The organism is Lichenibacterium minor, from assembly GCF_004137685.1.
Lineage (GTDB): Bacteria > Pseudomonadota > Alphaproteobacteria > Rhizobiales > Beijerinckiaceae > Lichenihabitans > Lichenihabitans minor.
Map to the genome: position 1 here is coordinate 132,076 of NZ_QYBB01000009.1, position 16,008 is coordinate 148,083.

The 16,008-nt window shown below is 68.5% G+C and carries 9 protein-coding genes; 7 read left to right on the plus strand and 2 right to left on the minus strand.

From position 1 onward, the window contains the following. Positions 1-25: 25 nt before the first annotated feature. The 6 genes from glgB (at position 26) to D3273_RS10475 (ending at position 9,964) form a co-directional block, all read left to right on the plus strand. Complete coding sequence (gene glgB, locus D3273_RS10450) at positions 26-2,230, plus strand: 1,4-alpha-glucan branching protein GlgB (protein WP_129226297.1); 2,205 nt, start codon at positions 26-28, stop codon at positions 2,228-2,230. 87 nt (positions 2,231-2,317) lie between these two features. Continuing rightward, complete coding sequence (gene glgC / locus D3273_RS10455) at positions 2,318-3,586, plus strand: glucose-1-phosphate adenylyltransferase (protein WP_129226232.1); 1,269 nt, start codon at positions 2,318-2,320, stop codon at positions 3,584-3,586. A gap of 118 nt (positions 3,587-3,704) precedes the next feature. Further along, positions 3,705-5,279: a glycogen synthase GlgA gene (gene glgA / locus D3273_RS10460; RefSeq protein ID WP_245501098.1), complete on the plus strand. Its 1,575-nt coding sequence runs from the start codon at positions 3,705-3,707 to the stop codon at positions 5,277-5,279. Then, a complete protein-coding gene (locus D3273_RS10465; RefSeq protein WP_245501099.1) occupies positions 5,276-6,922 on the plus strand; it encodes an alpha-D-glucose phosphate-specific phosphoglucomutase in 1,647 nt (548 codons plus the stop codon). The genes glgA and D3273_RS10465 overlap by 4 nt, the downstream gene beginning before the upstream one ends. Positions 6,923-7,358: 436 nt before the next feature. Then, entirely contained in the window at positions 7,359-8,264 is a 906-nt protein-coding gene (locus tag D3273_RS10470) for an HTH domain-containing protein (protein ID WP_129226233.1), read from the plus strand. A gap of 281 nt (positions 8,265-8,545) precedes the next feature. Then, on the plus strand, positions 8,546-9,964 hold the full coding sequence (locus D3273_RS10475; RefSeq protein ID WP_165359452.1) for a CHAT domain-containing protein: 1,419 nt from the start codon (positions 8,546-8,548) through the stop codon (positions 9,962-9,964). An 883-nt stretch (positions 9,965-10,847) separates the two neighbouring features. Here D3273_RS10475 and D3273_RS10480 read toward each other — a convergent pair. Both D3273_RS10480 and D3273_RS10485 read right to left on the minus strand, forming a co-directional pair. Beyond that, positions 10,848-11,216, minus strand: coding sequence for a helix-turn-helix domain-containing protein (locus D3273_RS10480; protein ID WP_129226237.1), 369 nt, complete (start codon positions 11,214-11,216; stop codon positions 10,848-10,850). 54 nt (positions 11,217-11,270) lie between these two features. After that, complete coding sequence (locus D3273_RS10485; RefSeq protein ID WP_129226239.1) at positions 11,271-11,537, minus strand: type II toxin-antitoxin system HigB family toxin; 267 nt, start codon at positions 11,535-11,537, stop codon at positions 11,271-11,273. A gap of 161 nt (positions 11,538-11,698) precedes the next feature. Here D3273_RS10485 and glgX point away from each other — a divergent pair, with 161 nt between their 5' ends. After that, positions 11,699-15,928 carry a glycogen debranching protein GlgX gene (gene glgX, locus D3273_RS10490; protein ID WP_129226241.1) on the plus strand — a complete coding sequence of 1,410 codons (4,230 nt, stop codon included), beginning with the start codon at positions 11,699-11,701 and terminating at the stop codon, positions 15,926-15,928. Positions 15,929-16,008: the final 80 nt, after the last annotated feature.

The following is a 16,008-nucleotide window of genomic DNA, read 5'->3' on the forward strand; positions in this document are numbered from 1 at the left end:
GGGAACCGTGAGCGAGGGAGACACCATGGCGGGCAGCGGCTGGCAGGCGAGCGACGGTGATGTCGCCGCCATCTTGGCCGCGCGCCATGGCGACCCCTTTGCGATCCTCGGGCAGCACGCCACGCCCGACGGGACCGTGGTGCGGGCCTTCGTGCCCTACGCCGAAACCCTCCACGCGCTCGACGCCGACGGCCGCGAAACCGAGCTCGCGCCCCGGCCCGGCGCCGAAGGCTTCTTCGAAGGGCTGGTGGCGGACGGGCACCGGCGCCACCGCCTGCGCGCCGGCAACGCCGGCGGCACCTGGGACTTCGAGAACCCGTACGGCTTCGGCCCCGTGCTGGGCGCGCTCGACGACCACCTCTTCGTCGAAGGGACCCATCGGGAGCTGTACCGCCAGCTCGGCGCCCACCCGCGCCGCCACGAGGGCGTCGACGGGGTGCATTTCGCCGTGTGGGCACCCAACGCCAGCCGCGTTTCCGTGGTCGGCGACTTCAACGACTGGGACGGCCGCCGCCTCGCCATGCGCCGCCGCATCGAAAGCGGCCTGTGGGAAATCTTCGCGCCCGGCGTCGCGCCCGGCACGCGCTACAAATACGAGGTGGTGAGCCGCGACGGCGCCCTGCTGCCGCTCAAGGCCGACCCGGTCGGCTTCCAGGGCGAGTTGCGCCCCTCGACGGCGTCCGAGGTGGTGGACCCGACGCCCCACGCCTGGACGGACGCGGCCTTCCTGGCCGAGCGGGGGCGCGGCGACAAGCGCCGGCTGCCCATGTCGACCTACGAGGTCCACCTCGGCTCGTGGAAGCGCCCCGACGGCGGCGGCTTCCCCACCTACGACGCGCTCGCCGACGAGCTCATCCCCTACGCGGTCGACCTGGGCTTCACCCATCTCGAGCTGATGCCCGTGTCCGAGCACCCGCTCGACGCCTCCTGGGGCTACCAGCCCGTGGGGCTCTACGCCCCCACCCGCCGCTTCGGCGACGCCGCCGGCTTCGCCCGCTTCGTCGACCGGGCGCACGCGGCCGGCCTCGGCGTCATCGTCGACTGGGTGCCGGCGCATTTCCCCGTCGACGTCCACGGCCTCGCCAAGTTCGACGGCACGTCGCTCTACGACGACGCCGACCCGCGCCGCGGCTTCCACCCGGACTGGAACACCGCCATCTACGACTTCGGGCGGCCGGAGGTGGCGGGCTTCCTCGCCGCCAACGCGGTCTACTGGCTCGACGAGTTCCACGTCGACGGGCTGCGCGTCGACGCGGTGGCGTCGATGCTCTACCTCGATTATTCGCGCAAGGCCGGGGAATGGGTCCCCAACGTGGACGGCGGCAACGACAACCGCGAAGCCGTCGACTTCCTGAAGCGCGTCAACGCGCTCGTCTACGCCACCCACCCCGGCGCCGTGACGATCGCGGAAGAATCCACCTCCTGGCCCGGCGTGTCGCGCCCCGTCCACGCGGGCGGGCTCGGCTTCGGCTTCAAGTGGAACATGGGGTGGATGCACGACACGCTGGAGTTCATGGCGCAGGACCCGGTGCATCGGCGCTGGCACTACGATCGCATGACCTTCGGCCTGCTCTACGCCTTCTCGGAGAACTTCGTCCTGCCGCTGAGCCACGACGAGGTCGTGCACGGCAAGAAGTCCATCGCGTCCAAGATGCCGGGCGACGAATGGCAGAAGTTCGCCAACCTCCGCGCCTATTACGGCTTCATGTGGGGCCACCCGGGCAAGAAGCTGCTGTTCATGGGTTCGGAGTTCGGCCAGACCGCCGAATGGAACTTCGACGGGAGCCTCGACTGGCACCTGCTGCGATACGACGTCCACCGCGGCGTGCAGGACCTGGTCCGCGACCTCAACGGGATCTACCGGGACACGCCGTCGCTCCACGCGCGGGACTGCGAGCCCGAGGGCTTCCGCTGGGTGGTGGCGGACGACCACGCCAACTCGGTGCTGGCCTGGCTGCGCTTCGGCGAGCCCGGGGACGCCCCGGTGCTGGTCGTGTGCAACTTCACGCCGGTGCCGCGCACCGGCTACCGCCTGGGCCTGCCGTTGGCGGGCCGGTGGCGGGAACTGCTCAACACCGACGCGGGGCGCTACGGGGGATCGAACCTCGGGAACCTCGGGGGCGTTACCGCCAAGGCCGAGCCGTCGCACGGGCTGCCGGCCTCCGCCGAGGTGGTGCTGCCGCCGCTCGCCACGGTGTTCTTCACATTCGCGGGTGACGGGGCGCGTTGAACGCCCCGCATCCTGCGAAGGTTCGATAAACAAGGGGCCGCGGCGGCGATCGGCGCAGCGGCAATCCGCGAGTCCGGGGGGAAGACGATGTACGACAGACCGACGGGACAGGCTCCGATCTCCCGCACCGCCATGGCCTACGTGCTGGCCGGGGGGCGGGGCTCGCGCCTCCTGGAGCTGACCGACCGGCGCGCCAAGCCCGCCGTGTATTTCGGCGGCAAGACCCGCATCATCGACTTCGCGCTGTCCAACGCGCTGAACTCCGGCATCCGCCGCATCGCGGTGGCGACGCAGTACAAGGCCCACAGCCTCATCCGCCATCTCGGCCGCGGCTGGAATTTCCTGCGCCCCGAGCGCAACGAAAGCTTCGACGTGCTCCCCGCCTCGCAGCGCGTCGACGAGAACATGTGGTACCTCGGCACCGCCGACGCCGTGTACCAGAACATCGACATCATCGAGTCCTACGACCCGAAATACATGGTCATCCTGGCGGGCGACCACGTCTACAAGATGGACTACGAGAAGATGCTGCAGCAGCACGTCGACTCGGGGGCCGACGTGACGGTGGGCTGCCTCGAGGTGCCGCGGCTGGAAGCCGTGGCGTTCGGCGTGATGCACGTCGACGCGTCGAACAGGATCATCTCGTTCCTCGAGAAGCCCAAGGACCCGCCCGCCATGCCGGGCAAGCCCGACGTGGCGCTGGCCTCCATGGGCATCTACGTCTTCGAAACCAAGTTCCTGATCGAGGCGCTGAAGCGGGACGCCGCCAAGCCCGACTCGCAGCGCGACTTCGGCAAGGACATCATCCCCGAGATCGTGGCGCAGGGGAAAGCGGTGGCGCACCACTTCTCCCAGTCCTGCGTGCGCTCGACGCACGAGAACGAGGCCTATTGGCGCGACGTCGGCACGCTCGACGCCTATTGGGAAGCCAACATCGACCTCACCGCGGTGGTGCCGAGCCTCGACCTGTTCGACCAGGACTGGCCCATCTGGACCTACAACGAGCTCACCGCGCCGGCGAAGTTCGTCCACGACGCCGACAACCGCCGCGGCGTCGCGATCTCGTCGCTGGTGTCGGGCGGGTGCCTCGTGTCGGGCGCCGGCATCCACAATTCGCTGCTGTTCACCGGGGTGCGGGTGAACTCCTACAGCCACGTCGACCGGGCCGTGATCCTGCCCTACGTCAACGTCGGCCGCGGCGCGCGCCTGCGCAACTGCGTGGTCGACAGCGGCGTGCAGATCCCGGACGGCATGGTGATCGGCGACGACCCCGAACTCGACGGCCGCCGCTTCCGCCGCACCGAGAAGGGCATCTCCCTCGTCACGCAGTCGATGCTCGACCGCATGAACACCTGAGAGCCGGTCCCGGCGCGCCCCGGCCTTCCGCGGGGCCCCGGGCCCGCCTCCCGGGCCCCGCCCCGGACCCCGCCGAAGGCCGGTGGCCTTCGGAACCCGATCCCCCGAGTGATCCCCCATGTCCATGGCGAGCACCACACCAGCGACGACGGACCGCCGGCCGACGGCCGGGCTCGACGCGGAGCGCGACGACGGCGTCGCCGAGCTGACGCGCACGCTGACGATCCGCGTGCTGTCGGTCGCCTCCGAGGTCCATCCGCTGGTCCGCACGGGCGGCGCGGCGGGCGGCCTGGCAGACGTCGTCGGCGCGCTGCCGGCCGCGCTCGCGCGCGAAGGCGTGGCGGTCCGCACCTTGGTGCCGGGCTACCCCGCCGTGGTTGAGGCGCTCGGCGGTGCCGAAACCGTGGCCGAGATCCCCGACCTGTTCGGCGGCCCCGCGCGCGTGCTGGCCGGGGTGGCGGCCGGGCTCGACCTCCTCGCCATCGACGCCCCCCACCTCTATGATCGCCCCGGCAACCCGTATCTCGCGCCGGACGGGACGGACTGGCCCGACAACGCCGCCCGCTTCGGCGCGCTCGGCCTCGTGGCGGCGCGGATCGGCACGGGCCTGATCCCGGATTACCGCCCCGACATCGTCCACGGCCACGATTGGCAGGCCGGCCTCGCCCCGGCCTACCTGCATTTCGCGCAATACCCCAAGCCCCGCACCGTGGCGACGGTCCACGGCCTCGCCTTCGCGGGCCAGTTCCCGGCCCCGACCCTGGCGGCGCTCGGCCTGCCGGAGGAAGCGTTCCGCACCGAGGGCGTCGAATACCACGGCACGCTGAGCTTCCTGAAGGCGGCCCTGTTCTACGCGGACCGCGTCACCGCCGTGTCGCCCGGCTACGCCGCCGAGATCATGACGCACGAGAGCGGCATGGGCTTCGACGGGCTGCTGCGCGCCCGCGCCGCCACCGTGACGGGGATCCGCAACGGCATCGACGACGCCGTGTGGGACCCGGCGAACGACCCCGACATCGCGGCGCCCTTCGGCGTCGGCGACATGGCGGGCCGCGCCGCCAACAAGGCCGCCCTGCAGGAGCGGTTCGGGCTCGACCCGTCGCCCGACGCGCCCTTGTTCGGCGTGGTGAGCCGGTTGAGCGGCCAGAAGGGCCTCGACCTCGTGCTCGACGCGCTGCCGCTCCTGGTGGCGCTCGGCGGCCAGCTCGCCCTGGTCGGCGAGGGCGACCGCTGGTTCGAGGATTCGTTCCGCGCCGCCGCCGAGCGCCACCCCGGCACCGTCGGGGTGGTGATCGGCGAGGACGAGCGGCTCGCCCACCTCCTGCAGGCCGGCGCCGACGCCGTGCTGGTGCCGTCGCGGTTCGAGCCCTGCGGCGTCGCGCAGCTGTGCGCCCTGCGCTACGGCGCCGTGCCGGTGGTGGCGCGCGTGGGCGGCCTCGCCGACACGGTGGTGGACGCCAACGAGATGGCGCTGGCGGCGGGCGCCGCCACGGGCGTGATGTTCGCGCCCGCCACCCTGCCGGCGCTGGAAACGGCGCTGCGCCGCACCGTCGAGATCTTCCGCGACCCGGAGGACTGGGCCGGCATGGTGGTGGCCGGCATGGCCACCGACGTGTCCTGGCGCCGCCCCGCCCGCAAGCTCGCCGCCCTGTACCGCGACCTCCTCGTCTCCGACGCCGGAACCCTGCCATGACCGCCGCCATGACCGCCGCAACGATCACCACCGTCGCCACCACGCCCTTCGCCGACCAGAAGCCCGGCACCTCGGGCCTGCGCAAGAAGGTGCCGCACTTCCGCCAGCCGCATTACGTCGAGAACTTCGTGCAATCGATCTTCGACGCGCTCGACGGCTTCGCGGGGGCGGACCTGGTGATCGGCGGCGACGGCCGCTTCTTCAACCGCGAAACGATCCAGACCGCGATGAAGATGGCCGCCGCCAACGGCTTCGGCCGCGCCATCGTGGGGCGCGGCGGCATCCTGTCGACGCCCGCGGCCTCGAACCTCATCCGCGTCCGCGGCGCCTTCGGCGGCATCATCCTGTCGGCCTCCCACAACCCCGGCGGGCCGGACGGCGACTTCGGCATCAAGTACAACGCGTCGAACGGCGGCCCCGCGCCGGAGAAGACCACCGACGCCATCTTCGCCCGCACGAAGAGCATCTCGGACTACAGGATCCTCGACGCGCCGGACGTCGACCTCGATGCCGTCGGAGAAACCAGGCTCGGCGACATGGTGGTCGAGGTCGTCGACCCCGTGGCCGAATACCAGGCCCTGATGGAGAAGCTGTTCGACTTCCCCCGCATCCGGGTCCTGTTCGCCGGCGGCTTCCGCATGACCTTCGACGCCATGTCGGCGGTGACGGGCCCCTACGCGACCGCGATCCTGGAAGGCGCGCTCGGCGCCGCCCCCGGCACGGTGATCAACGGCACGCCCCTGCCCGACTTCGGCGGCCACCACCCAGACCCGAACCTCGTCCATGCGAAGTTCATCTACGACCTCGCCATGGGGCCGGACGCGCCCGACCTCTGCGCCGCCTCGGACGGCGACGGCGACCGCAACCTCATCATCGGCCGCGGCATCTTCGTCACACCCTCGGACAGCCTCGCGGCGCTGGCCGCCAACGCCCACCTGGCGCCCGGCTACGCGGCGGGCCTGAAGGGCATCGCCCGCTCCATGCCGACGAGCGCCGCCGCCGACCGCGTGGCGGAAGCCAAGGGGCTGAAGGCCTACGAGACCCCCACGGGCTGGAAGTTCTTCGGCAACCTGCTCGACGCCGGCCTCGCCACCATCTGCGGCGAGGAAAGCGCCGGCACCGGCTCCGACCACGTCCGCGAGAAGGACGGGCTGTGGGCCGTGCTGCTGTGGCTCGACATCCTGTCGGCGCGCAAGCAATCCGTGCTCGACATCATGCGGGACCATTGGCGCACCTACGGCCGCAACTACTACGCCCGCCACGACTACGAGGAGGTGGCAGCCGAGGGCGCCAACGCCCTGATGGCGGGGCTGCGCGGCCAGCTGAGTACCCTGCCCGGCCGGAGTTTTGGGGCGCTGACGGTGAAGAGCGCCGACGACTTCAGCTACCACGACCCCGTGGACGGCTCGGACTCGGCCCACCAGGGCGTGCGGGTGCTCTTCGAAGACGGGTCGCGCATCGTGTACCGGCTGTCGGGGACCGGCACCGCGGGGGCGACGCTGCGCGTCTACATCGAGCGCTACGAAGGGGACAGGCTCGACCTGGAGACGGGGGAGGCGCTGAAGGACCTGATCGCGCTGTCGCGGGAGCTGGCGGGGATCGAGCGGCATACGGGGCGGACGGAGCCGTCGGTCATCACCTGAGGGGGTGGGGCGCCCGGCTCGGGGGAAAGGGCCGGGCGGAAGGGCTGGGTTGTGCCAGGAGCGGACGATGGTTGGTCACCTGATTCCGGACATTCAGGCCTGATCGTCAAACCGGCCGCAGTCGACCCAACTCGGTAGGTTCAGCAATCGACGACCTCGCTTCGAGGCAGACGTTCGGGGCGCATCGCTCTGAGTGTCCGTGCGATAAGGGCAAGGTACGTTGAAAACCGATGTGTATCGACGCCGAGCGCAGCAACCGTTGCGCCCGGCGCGAGCACGCTGATGTCGTCGATCGGCCCCAAAAGCTTGGGTTTAACGGAACCCTTCGAACTTAGGCTCAGAACACGTCACATGTGACTTTACGCTCAAATTAGGTACTTGCTCGGCAGTCCTGAGGTATCTAAATTGGTGCAGTCTGCGAGAGCGTGCGTGGCTGATGGATTCGTACCTAGAGATCGCACAGCACGTCCTTCGAGCTTCCCGGCGCCCGATGACGGCTCTCGGCATACTCGAAGCTGCCTATGCAGCATCCATCGTTCCCCGCCACCTGTTTGGCCATACGCAGGAAAAAACGCTGCAGGCTCGTCTAAGCGAGGACATCTTGAGAAGCGCGCACTCCGCTTTTTTCAGAACGGAGCCGGGCTACTTCTTCCTTTATGAGTTGATGACCGACCCTGCGATCCCCGTCCAGTATAAGGAGAAATTTGAAGCACGGCGGCGTACCCGCGATTTGCATATTTCACCATTCCTAGCAGTAGACCAAGACTACTTTGCCAAGTGCGACCACAAGCTTCGGCATGACTGGCACGAGTTTGTCCGTGCTGCGGAGACGTGCAACGCCATCCACTACCTTCAGCACAAGAAGGATAATGAAGCGGCTCTCGTTGTCTGGACTTTCTCGATCGTCAGGCGAGGCACAGAGGTGCTATCATACAGAACCGGCCGCTATCGCAATGATACTGACACGTTTGCCAATAAACGCACAATAGGCTTTCCAGGCGTTGTCAACTTCTTCGACTGCACGCTGTTTTCAGATGGCGACTACGGCGCCAAGGAAAACGCTTTGGGAGCGATCATCGCCGATCTCGACATCTCTGCCATAGCTATGCATGGCGAGAAGCTCCCGGAACCAGAGCCGCGCTGCACTCTGCGAGTGAAGAGAGACGGCGATCAGGAAGTTCTACTGTTGGTTATGGAATGGAAGTGCCCGGCATGGTTTGAACCGACGACACGTCGTCTTTCATTGAACGACCCGCGCTGGCTTGACCTGCGCACCCAAAATCATTTTAACGACTTCGAGCCTTGGACAAAGGCCACTCTAGACGCGCTTTGTGAAATTTAAGTCTTAAAGTGGCTGTAATCTCACCGGGAAGAACCGCCTTCCTCAAATTCGAACTCGATCATGGCGATGCCTGGCGCAAAAAATCCGCGCTTCAGGAAATCAGCCGGCTATATCGTCGTGGAGATAGGTTCAGCGCCTTCAGTCGAAGGTCGTTCGAGACAACGATCAACGGTATGGTGCTAGCGGACAGGGACCGCAAGGTCGTTCGTTGGTGCCTCAATACTCTCGCGCGACTAGGAACGAGAGACGGCTGCGAGAGCTATGTTGTAGCGACTCTGAGGATGTACGAGGAAGACCCCGAGATCGTAGCGGCAGCGGTCGCGGCGCTCGCATTTATCTACCGCGGAAAGCTCGACGAGGTGGTGGCGCTCGGCACCGTTGATCCGGCTATCCGGGTGCTCGCAGCAATGCAAACCGCGGATGTAGCAAACCTCGACATCTCTGGCCTCAGCATCGACATCGATAAATCCGATGTCGAGGTACTCAAACTTGCCTTGCTGACCGTTGGGCTCAACAGAGACATCCAGAACCTTCTCCACCCGAGACACGCAAACGGAGTCATCGTCAAACAGCTCGGGCAGCACCCAGATCGGATCGTAAGACAGTACAGCGTCTGGTGTGTGATGGAAAATAGACAACTCACACTGCAGGATTTGGGTATTCCGTTCGCCTCGATGGACAGCCAACCTCCTAACGTACAGGCCAAGTTGTTGCAGTTGGGGGCGGAGCGCGAACCTGATCCCAAGGCTCGACATCAGCTCATCCACAGCGGATCTTTCATAACGCACCCTGAAGCGCGCATCGGTCTGGCGAAAGGACTGACGCATGCCTTTTATGATGGCCTTGAGGGGCTAACGATCGGCTGGTATGACGTTGAGCGTGATCCCGCCGTGCAGGCCCTCATAGCTGAGCACTTTGCCCGCTTCTCGGATGCGTGCGCGCCCTATGCTGATAAAGCTTTGGAGATCGTCGAAGCAGATCCCAATCTTCGGGAGCACATTCTGTTGGGAGCTGAAGGCAAAAAGCTCTACGGTCAGGTCCGCGTTATAGGTGCTTGGAGTGGGATGGGCGATCTTTTCGGGCGCCCCGCCGACCTTGGGGCCATGTTTCAGAACACCACGGACCTCGCGAAAAAGGCTCGATTGATGAAAGCCCTATTCCTTGCCGCCAACCCTGCGGACCAAACGGGGCTCCGTATCGACATAGAAGCCAGAGACTTGCGGGAACAGCTCGCTCTCGTGAAGGATGCAAAGGCCGTCATCGAAGTCGAGCACGCCTGGGCGGTGAGAACGGACCAGATTCAACGGGAAATATTAAATATTCGACCTGAGCTACTCCATTTCAGTGGCCATGGGGCAAATGGCATTCTCGCGTTTGAGGATCATTCAGGAAACGCTGTGCAGGTATCGGGCGAAGCGCTCGCCGAGCTGATCTCCCTCTCCCCGTCAATCAAATGCGTTGTTCTGAACTCATGCTTCTCTAATTCAATCGCAATCTTGGTCGCGCCTCATGTCGACGCCGTCATCGGGTGCGACGTGTCAGTGGGCGACGAGGCAGCAACTTTCTTTACAAGAGCGTTCTATCGCGCTCTTGCGCATGGCGAATCAATCGAAACCGCATTTCGATTGGCGAGGAACGAGCTTGCCCTCTCCAACCGAAATACAGAGGGGGAGAAATACAAAATACATGTGAAGCCCTAATATTTTTAACATCAAACAACTTAAGTTTCTACCCGAGATTTTTAGAAGCGAATTAAAATCTTGATCATTTGAAAATTCTGATATTTTCCACACCACCCGGAATGGTAGATCTCCGACCCCAAAAAATATTGAAATCTCAAAATAATTTTTGGACAGACAATAACCATTAACTCGTGGATATGAGGAACAACGGATAATGTTCGAGACATTTGAATGTCCGGCGGATGAGTCGCGGAGTGCGTAGGGCGCGCTCATTCGAGCATTGGTGGTTCAGAGCGACATTCAGACCGTTTTCCACCAGCGCGAGAGCGATGTCCGCCCCGATCTCCCAATCTCCCGACAGCCAGTCTTGAGGACACGTTTTCCGGTGAACGGCTGCATTTTCGTGTCACCTACTCGAAAACCATCGTTCTTTTTTAGGATATATTTAGATTTTCAGACCAGGTCAGTATAATCGCCACGAAGCCGACCTTTTGAAAATCAGCAACGGCTGAGAAGCAGCTTTTCATCACCGCCGCCACGCGATCACCCCTCACTTCTTACCTTTACGCGCGCGCGCTCTCCGCCGTGCTATCGCCCCGCAGGCGCCCCTTCGCACCCCCAGCACCTCCCGGCCCGCACCGCCGCGACCGAAGCTTGTCCCTCCCGGATGTCCAACCCCGGCAGGGCGATGCTGACCGACGGACAGACCGACATCCACCACGGCGCCATCCCGGCCCGCAGCCCGGCACCCGCTCGGACCGCAAGCCGGCGGCCATGGAAGCCCCGGACCGACCAGCCGACACGCCTGGGGCGGGCCCGCGATGTCGACGCAGCCCCGGCGATCGGATCCTTCCCCTCACCCCACCGCCGACGATGTCGGCCCGATCTCCCTGGCGCGAGGTCAGGCCGCGAGCGCGTAGGGCGCCACGAGCAGTTGGATAGGGATGTGCCAAGCCGCGCTGATCTTCTGCGCGACCGCGAGGGAGATGCGGCGTTTGGCCCGTAGAAGCTCGGACGCCATGGGGCGGGAACCGAGAAGCTCGGCCCATTCGGCCTGGCTGTGGCCCATGTCGGTCACAGCATGGAGCAGGATCTCAGCCGGCGTGCAGTCCCGCCGGGGCCAGCGCTGGGTCTCGTAGACCTCGACGAGCGTCGCCAGCACGTCGAGCTTGTCGTTCTCGGGGCTGTCGTCGGGATAGGCCCACAGGCGCTCGATCTCCACCAGGGCGTCGCGGTGGTCGTCGTCGGTGCGGATGGGTCGGATGTCCATCGTTTCGCTCCAAAGGGCTCAGAACTGGGAGACGGTCAGCGCATCGATGCGGTCCTATTCGGCATGCGTGCCGATGGATTCGACGAAGACGAGCCTGTTCTTGAACTTGAAGGACGCGACCAGGCGATAGTCTCCCCCCGAGATCTCGAAGCGCACGCGGTGTCCATCGAGCACCTCGGCCTTCGAGAACAAGGCCTGCACCTCGGCGGTCGTGCCGCAGTCGGCTCCCTTCATCACCGCAGTCCATCGCTCCAAAGCTGTCCGCGCGTCCGGATGCCGAGCCCAGAACGCCGACAGGTCGGCATGTGCGATGATCCGCATCTCCCCGCAGATAGCATGTTCCAACGGCGTGAACAAAGCTCGCCCGAAGGGGCTCGCGTCCCGGCAGGCCGTCACGGCGCGATCGCTCCCCGCCCGAACCTTCCGCTGTGCACCGCAGCGATGCTAAGGCTGGCGCTTCGAGGATCTACCCAGGCAGGGCGATGCTGAACGACGGACAGGCCGACATCTCCGCGGCTTCCACGGTGCACCCCGGCCCCGGGCGGCCCGAGCCGCTCGGCGTCGTGCCGGTCGCGGGCGGGGTCAACGTGGCGGTGTTCTCGGCCCACGCGGAGGCGATCGTGATCTGCCTCTACGACGCGGCGGGCGAGATCGAGCAGTCGCGCTTCACGCTGCCCGAGCGCACCGGCGACGTCCACCACGGCTTCATCCCCGGCGTGCAGCCCGGCGCCCGCTACGGGCTGCGGGCGCGCGGCCCCTGGGCGCCGGGGCGCGGCCACCGCTTCAACGCGGCGAAGCTGCTGCTCGACCCCTACGCGACCGCCATCGACCGTCCCTTCGCGCTCGACGACACGATGTTCGACGCGCCCCCGGGCTCGGCAGAGCCCGACGGGCGCGACAGCGCCGCCGCCATGCCGAAGGGCATTGTGGCGCAGCCCGAGGCGGCGCCGGCGTGGGGCGGCGCGCCCGCCTGGGAGCGGACCACGATCACGGAGGTCCACGTCCGCGGCTTCTCCAAGCTCCACCCCGGCGTGGCCGAGGAGCTGCGCGGCACCTTCGCCGGGCTGGCGTCGCCGGCCGGCATCGCGCATTTCAAGGCGCTCGGCATCACCACCGTCGAGCTGATGCCCGCCATGGCCTGGGCCGACGAGCGGCACCTGGGGCCGCTCGGCCTCACCAACTATTGGGGCTACAACCCGGTCGCCCTGCTGGCGCCGGACCCGCGGCTGGCGCCCGGCGGCTGGGACGAGGTGCGGGCCGCCACGGGGGCGCTGCACGCGGCCGGCATCGAGGTGCTGCTCGACGTCGTCTACAACCATTCCGGCGAGGGCGACGAGCACGGCCCGACGCTGAGCTTCCGCGGGCTCGACAACGCGTCCTACTACCGGCTCGACGCGTCCGACCCGTCCCGCTACGTCAACGACGCCGGCTGCGGCAACGTGTTCGACGCCGAACACCCCGCCGTGGTGCGGCTGGTGCTGGATTCGCTGCGCGCCTGGGCGCGGCACGGCGGCATCGACGGGTTCCGCTTCGACCTCGCGCCCGTGCTGGGCCGCCGCCGCATGGGCTTCGACCCCCACGCCCCCATCCTCGCCGCCATCGCGCAGGACCCCGTGCTGCGCGAGCTGAAGCTCGTCGCGGAAGCCTGGGACATCGGCCCCGGCGGCTACCAGGTCGGGCAGTTCGACGGGCTGTGGGGCGAGTGGAACGACAAGTTCCGCGACGGCGTCCGCGGCTTCTGGACGGGCCGCGCCGGCCCGGCCGAGCTGGCGAAGCGCGTGGCGGGCTCGGCCGACGTGTTCGGCGCCAAGCGCCACCCGTCGCGCGCGGTCAACTTCGTCACCGCCCACGACGGCTTCACGCTGCGCGACCTCGTCAGCTACGATGCCAAGCACAACGAGGCCAACGGGGAAGGCAACCGCGACGGCCGCGACGACAACGCGTCCTGGAACCACGGCGTCGAGGGCCCCACGGAGGACCGCGCCGTGCTGGCCGCCCGCGCGCGGGACGCCCGCAACCTGCTCGCCACGCTGGTCCTGTCGCGCGGCACCCCCATGCTGGGGCCCGGCACGGAGCTCGACGCCACGCAGGGCGGCAACAACAACGCCTACAGCCAGGACAACGCCACCGCGTGGCTCGACTGGTCGGCGGCGGACGGCCCCATGCTCGGCTTCGCGCGCCGCCTGCTCGACCTGCGCGCCGCCCACCCGGCGCTGACGCGCGACCGCTTCCCTTCCGGCGCCCCCCTGCCCGGCCAGGATCCATCGCAGGGCGGCCTCCCCGACATCGCGTGGCGCCTGCCGGACGGGCGCACGCCCGAGGCGGGGGACTGGGAGAACCCGCGCAGCGCCACCCTGGTGGGCGTTCTGGCGGCCCCCGGCGCCCTCCCCGGCACCCCGGCCGACCGCGTGCTCGCCGCCTTCCACGCCGGGGCCGAGCCCGTGTCGGTCGTCCTGCCCGAGCCGCGCCCCGGCTGGCGCTGGACCCGCGCGCTCGACACCGCGGTCGACGGCACGCCCCCCCGGCCGGACGAACACGGCGAAGCGGCGCTGGAGCCGCGCTCGGTCGTGCTGCTCGTTGAGCGCGAAGGCGCCGCGCCCCGCCCCGTCAAGCGGCCGTCCGCCGACGAGGTGGTGGCGATCCTGGCGGAATCCGCCGGTATCGCGCCCGAATGGTTCTCCGCCACGGGCACCCGCAACCGCGTGTCGCCCGATTCCAAGCGCGCCATCCTGCGCTCCATGGGGCTCGACGCCGGCACCGACGGGGAAGCGCGCGACAGCCTCGCCCGCCTGTCCGACCGCCGCCTGCGCCCCCTGCCGCCCACGATGGTGGGCCACACGGGCGCGACCGTGTCGCTGGAGATGGTGGTCGACGGCCTGTCGGGCCGCCACGACGTCGCGGTGCTGCGGGAGGACGGCACGGTCGACCGCCACAACCTCGACGTGGACGGCGGCGAGCGCGGCGCCTTCAACGCGCCGGACGGGCGCCGCGGGCTGCGCACGCGCCTCGCCCTGCCGCCCCAGCCCGCCGGCCGCCACCGCGTGGTGCTCGACGGCGACGAGGCGAACGCGTCCCTGCTGACGGTGGCGCCGCGCCGCTGCTTCATCCCCGCCGAATACCGCGAAGGCCGGCGCGGCTTCGGCGTCGCGGCGCACCTCTACACACTGCGGCGCGAGAACGACGGCGGCGTCGGCGACTTCACCACGCTGGGCGTCTTCGCCGAGGAAACGGCGCGCCACGGCGGCGACTTCGTCGGGCTGAACCCGATGCACGCCCAGTTCGCCGCCGACCGCGGCCGCGCCAGCCCCTACAACCCGTCCGACCGGCGCTTCCTCGACCCCGTCTACATCGACGTGGCGCTGCCGGGGGTCGCCGGGGCCTCGCCCGAGGCCGCCGCGATGCTGTCGTCCCAGGCCGGCGCGCTCGCCGACCTGCGCGCCACGGCGGCGGTGGACTACGTCGGCGCGTGGGCGGCGAAGTCGGCCGTGCTGGAACTCGCCTTCGCGGGCTTCGACGCGCGCGGCGGAGACCCGGCCTTCGACGCCTTCGTGGCGGGCGGCGGCGACGCGCTTCGCCGCTTCGCGATCTTCGAGTCCATCGCCGAAACGGTGCCGCGCCTGCCCTGGCAGCTGTGGGACGCCGGCCTGCGCGAGCCCACCGGCGCCGGCATCGCGGGCTTCGCGGAAGCCCACGCGGCCCGCGTGCGCTACCACCTGTGGCTGCAATGGACCGCGTCGGAGCAGTTCGCCGCCGCGGCGGCGCGGGCCGGGGCGGCGGGGCTGTCCCTGGGGTTCTACCGCGACATCGCCGTCGGCACGGCGCCCGACGGGGCGGAATCCTGGGCCGAGGCGGGCAATTTCGCCCGCGGCGTGTCGGTGGGGGCGCCCCCCGACCCCTTCTCGGCCACCGGCCAGGTGTGGAGCCTGCCGCCGCCGAACCCCGTGGCGGACGCGTCCACCATGTTCGCCACGCTGCTCCAGGCCAACATGCGCCACGCCGGCGCGCTGCGCATCGACCACGCCATGGGGCTGCAGCGCCTGTTCTGGGTGCCGGACGGCGCCAGCGGGGCGCAGGGCGCCTACGTGGGCTACGACCTCGAGCGCAACCTCGCCGACGTGGCGCTGGAATCGCACCGCGCCCGCTGCCTCGTCATCGGCGAGGACCTCGGCACGGTGCCGGACGGCTTCCGCGACCGGCTCGACGCCGCCGACGTGCTCAGCTACCGGGTGATGTTCTTCGAGCGCGATGGGCTGAACTTCATCCCGCGCGAACAGTACCCCGCCAAGGCGGTGGCCTGCGTGGCGACCCACGACCTGCCGACGCTGGCGGGCTGGTGGGCCGGCGCCGACTATGCCGAGCGCAGCGCCATCGGCCACATGACGGCCGAGGATGCCGCGCAGGCCGAGGCCGACCGCCGGGAAGAGCGGCACCGCTTCGCCGAAGCCGTCGGGGTGACGTCGCTGGAAGGGGACGCGGGCGTGCCGCGCGAGATGCTGGCCGCCGCCAACCGCTTCGTCGCCGAAACGCCCTGCATCCTGGCGGTGGCGCAGGCCGAGGACCTCGTCGGCGAAACGGTGGCGGTCAACCTGCCCGGCACCAGCCACGAGCGGCCGAACTGGCAGCGCAAGCTGTCCATGGACGTGACGGACATCTTCGCCCGGGGCGGCGGGGCGCTGCCGGAGCGCGGCCGGGGGGACGGCATCGACCTGTAGCGCCCCGGGGAGCCGCTGGAGCGGGATCGCGGGGGGCCACCGACGGGGGGGTGCCGGACCGGCGGCCTCCGCCGGCGGCC

What these genes read in the sequence shown, in the direction of transcription:
- glgB (WP_129226297.1), top strand. Translation starts at nt 26, where the DNA reads ATGGCGGGCAGCGGCTGGCAGGCGAGCGACGGTGATGTCGCCGCCATC.
- glgC (WP_129226232.1), top strand. Translation starts at nt 2,318, where the DNA reads ATGTACGACAGACCGACGGGACAGGCTCCGATCTCCCGCACCGCCATG.
- glgA (WP_245501098.1), top strand. Translation starts at nt 3,705, where the DNA reads ATGTCCATGGCGAGCACCACACCAGCGACGACGGACCGCCGGCCGACG.
- D3273_RS10465 (WP_245501099.1), top strand. Translation starts at nt 5,276, where the DNA reads ATGACCGCCGCCATGACCGCCGCAACGATCACCACCGTCGCCACCACG.
- D3273_RS10470 (WP_129226233.1), top strand. Translation starts at nt 7,359, where the DNA reads ATGGATTCGTACCTAGAGATCGCACAGCACGTCCTTCGAGCTTCCCGG.
- D3273_RS10475 (WP_165359452.1), top strand. Translation starts at nt 8,546, where the DNA reads ATGTACGAGGAAGACCCCGAGATCGTAGCGGCAGCGGTCGCGGCGCTC.
- D3273_RS10480 (WP_129226237.1), bottom strand. Translation starts at nt 11,216, where the DNA reads ATGGACATCCGACCCATCCGCACCGACGACGACCACCGCGACGCCCTG.
- D3273_RS10485 (WP_129226239.1), bottom strand. Translation starts at nt 11,537, where the DNA reads ATGCGGATCATCGCACATGCCGACCTGTCGGCGTTCTGGGCTCGGCAT.
- glgX (WP_129226241.1), top strand. Translation starts at nt 11,699, where the DNA reads ATGCTGAACGACGGACAGGCCGACATCTCCGCGGCTTCCACGGTGCAC.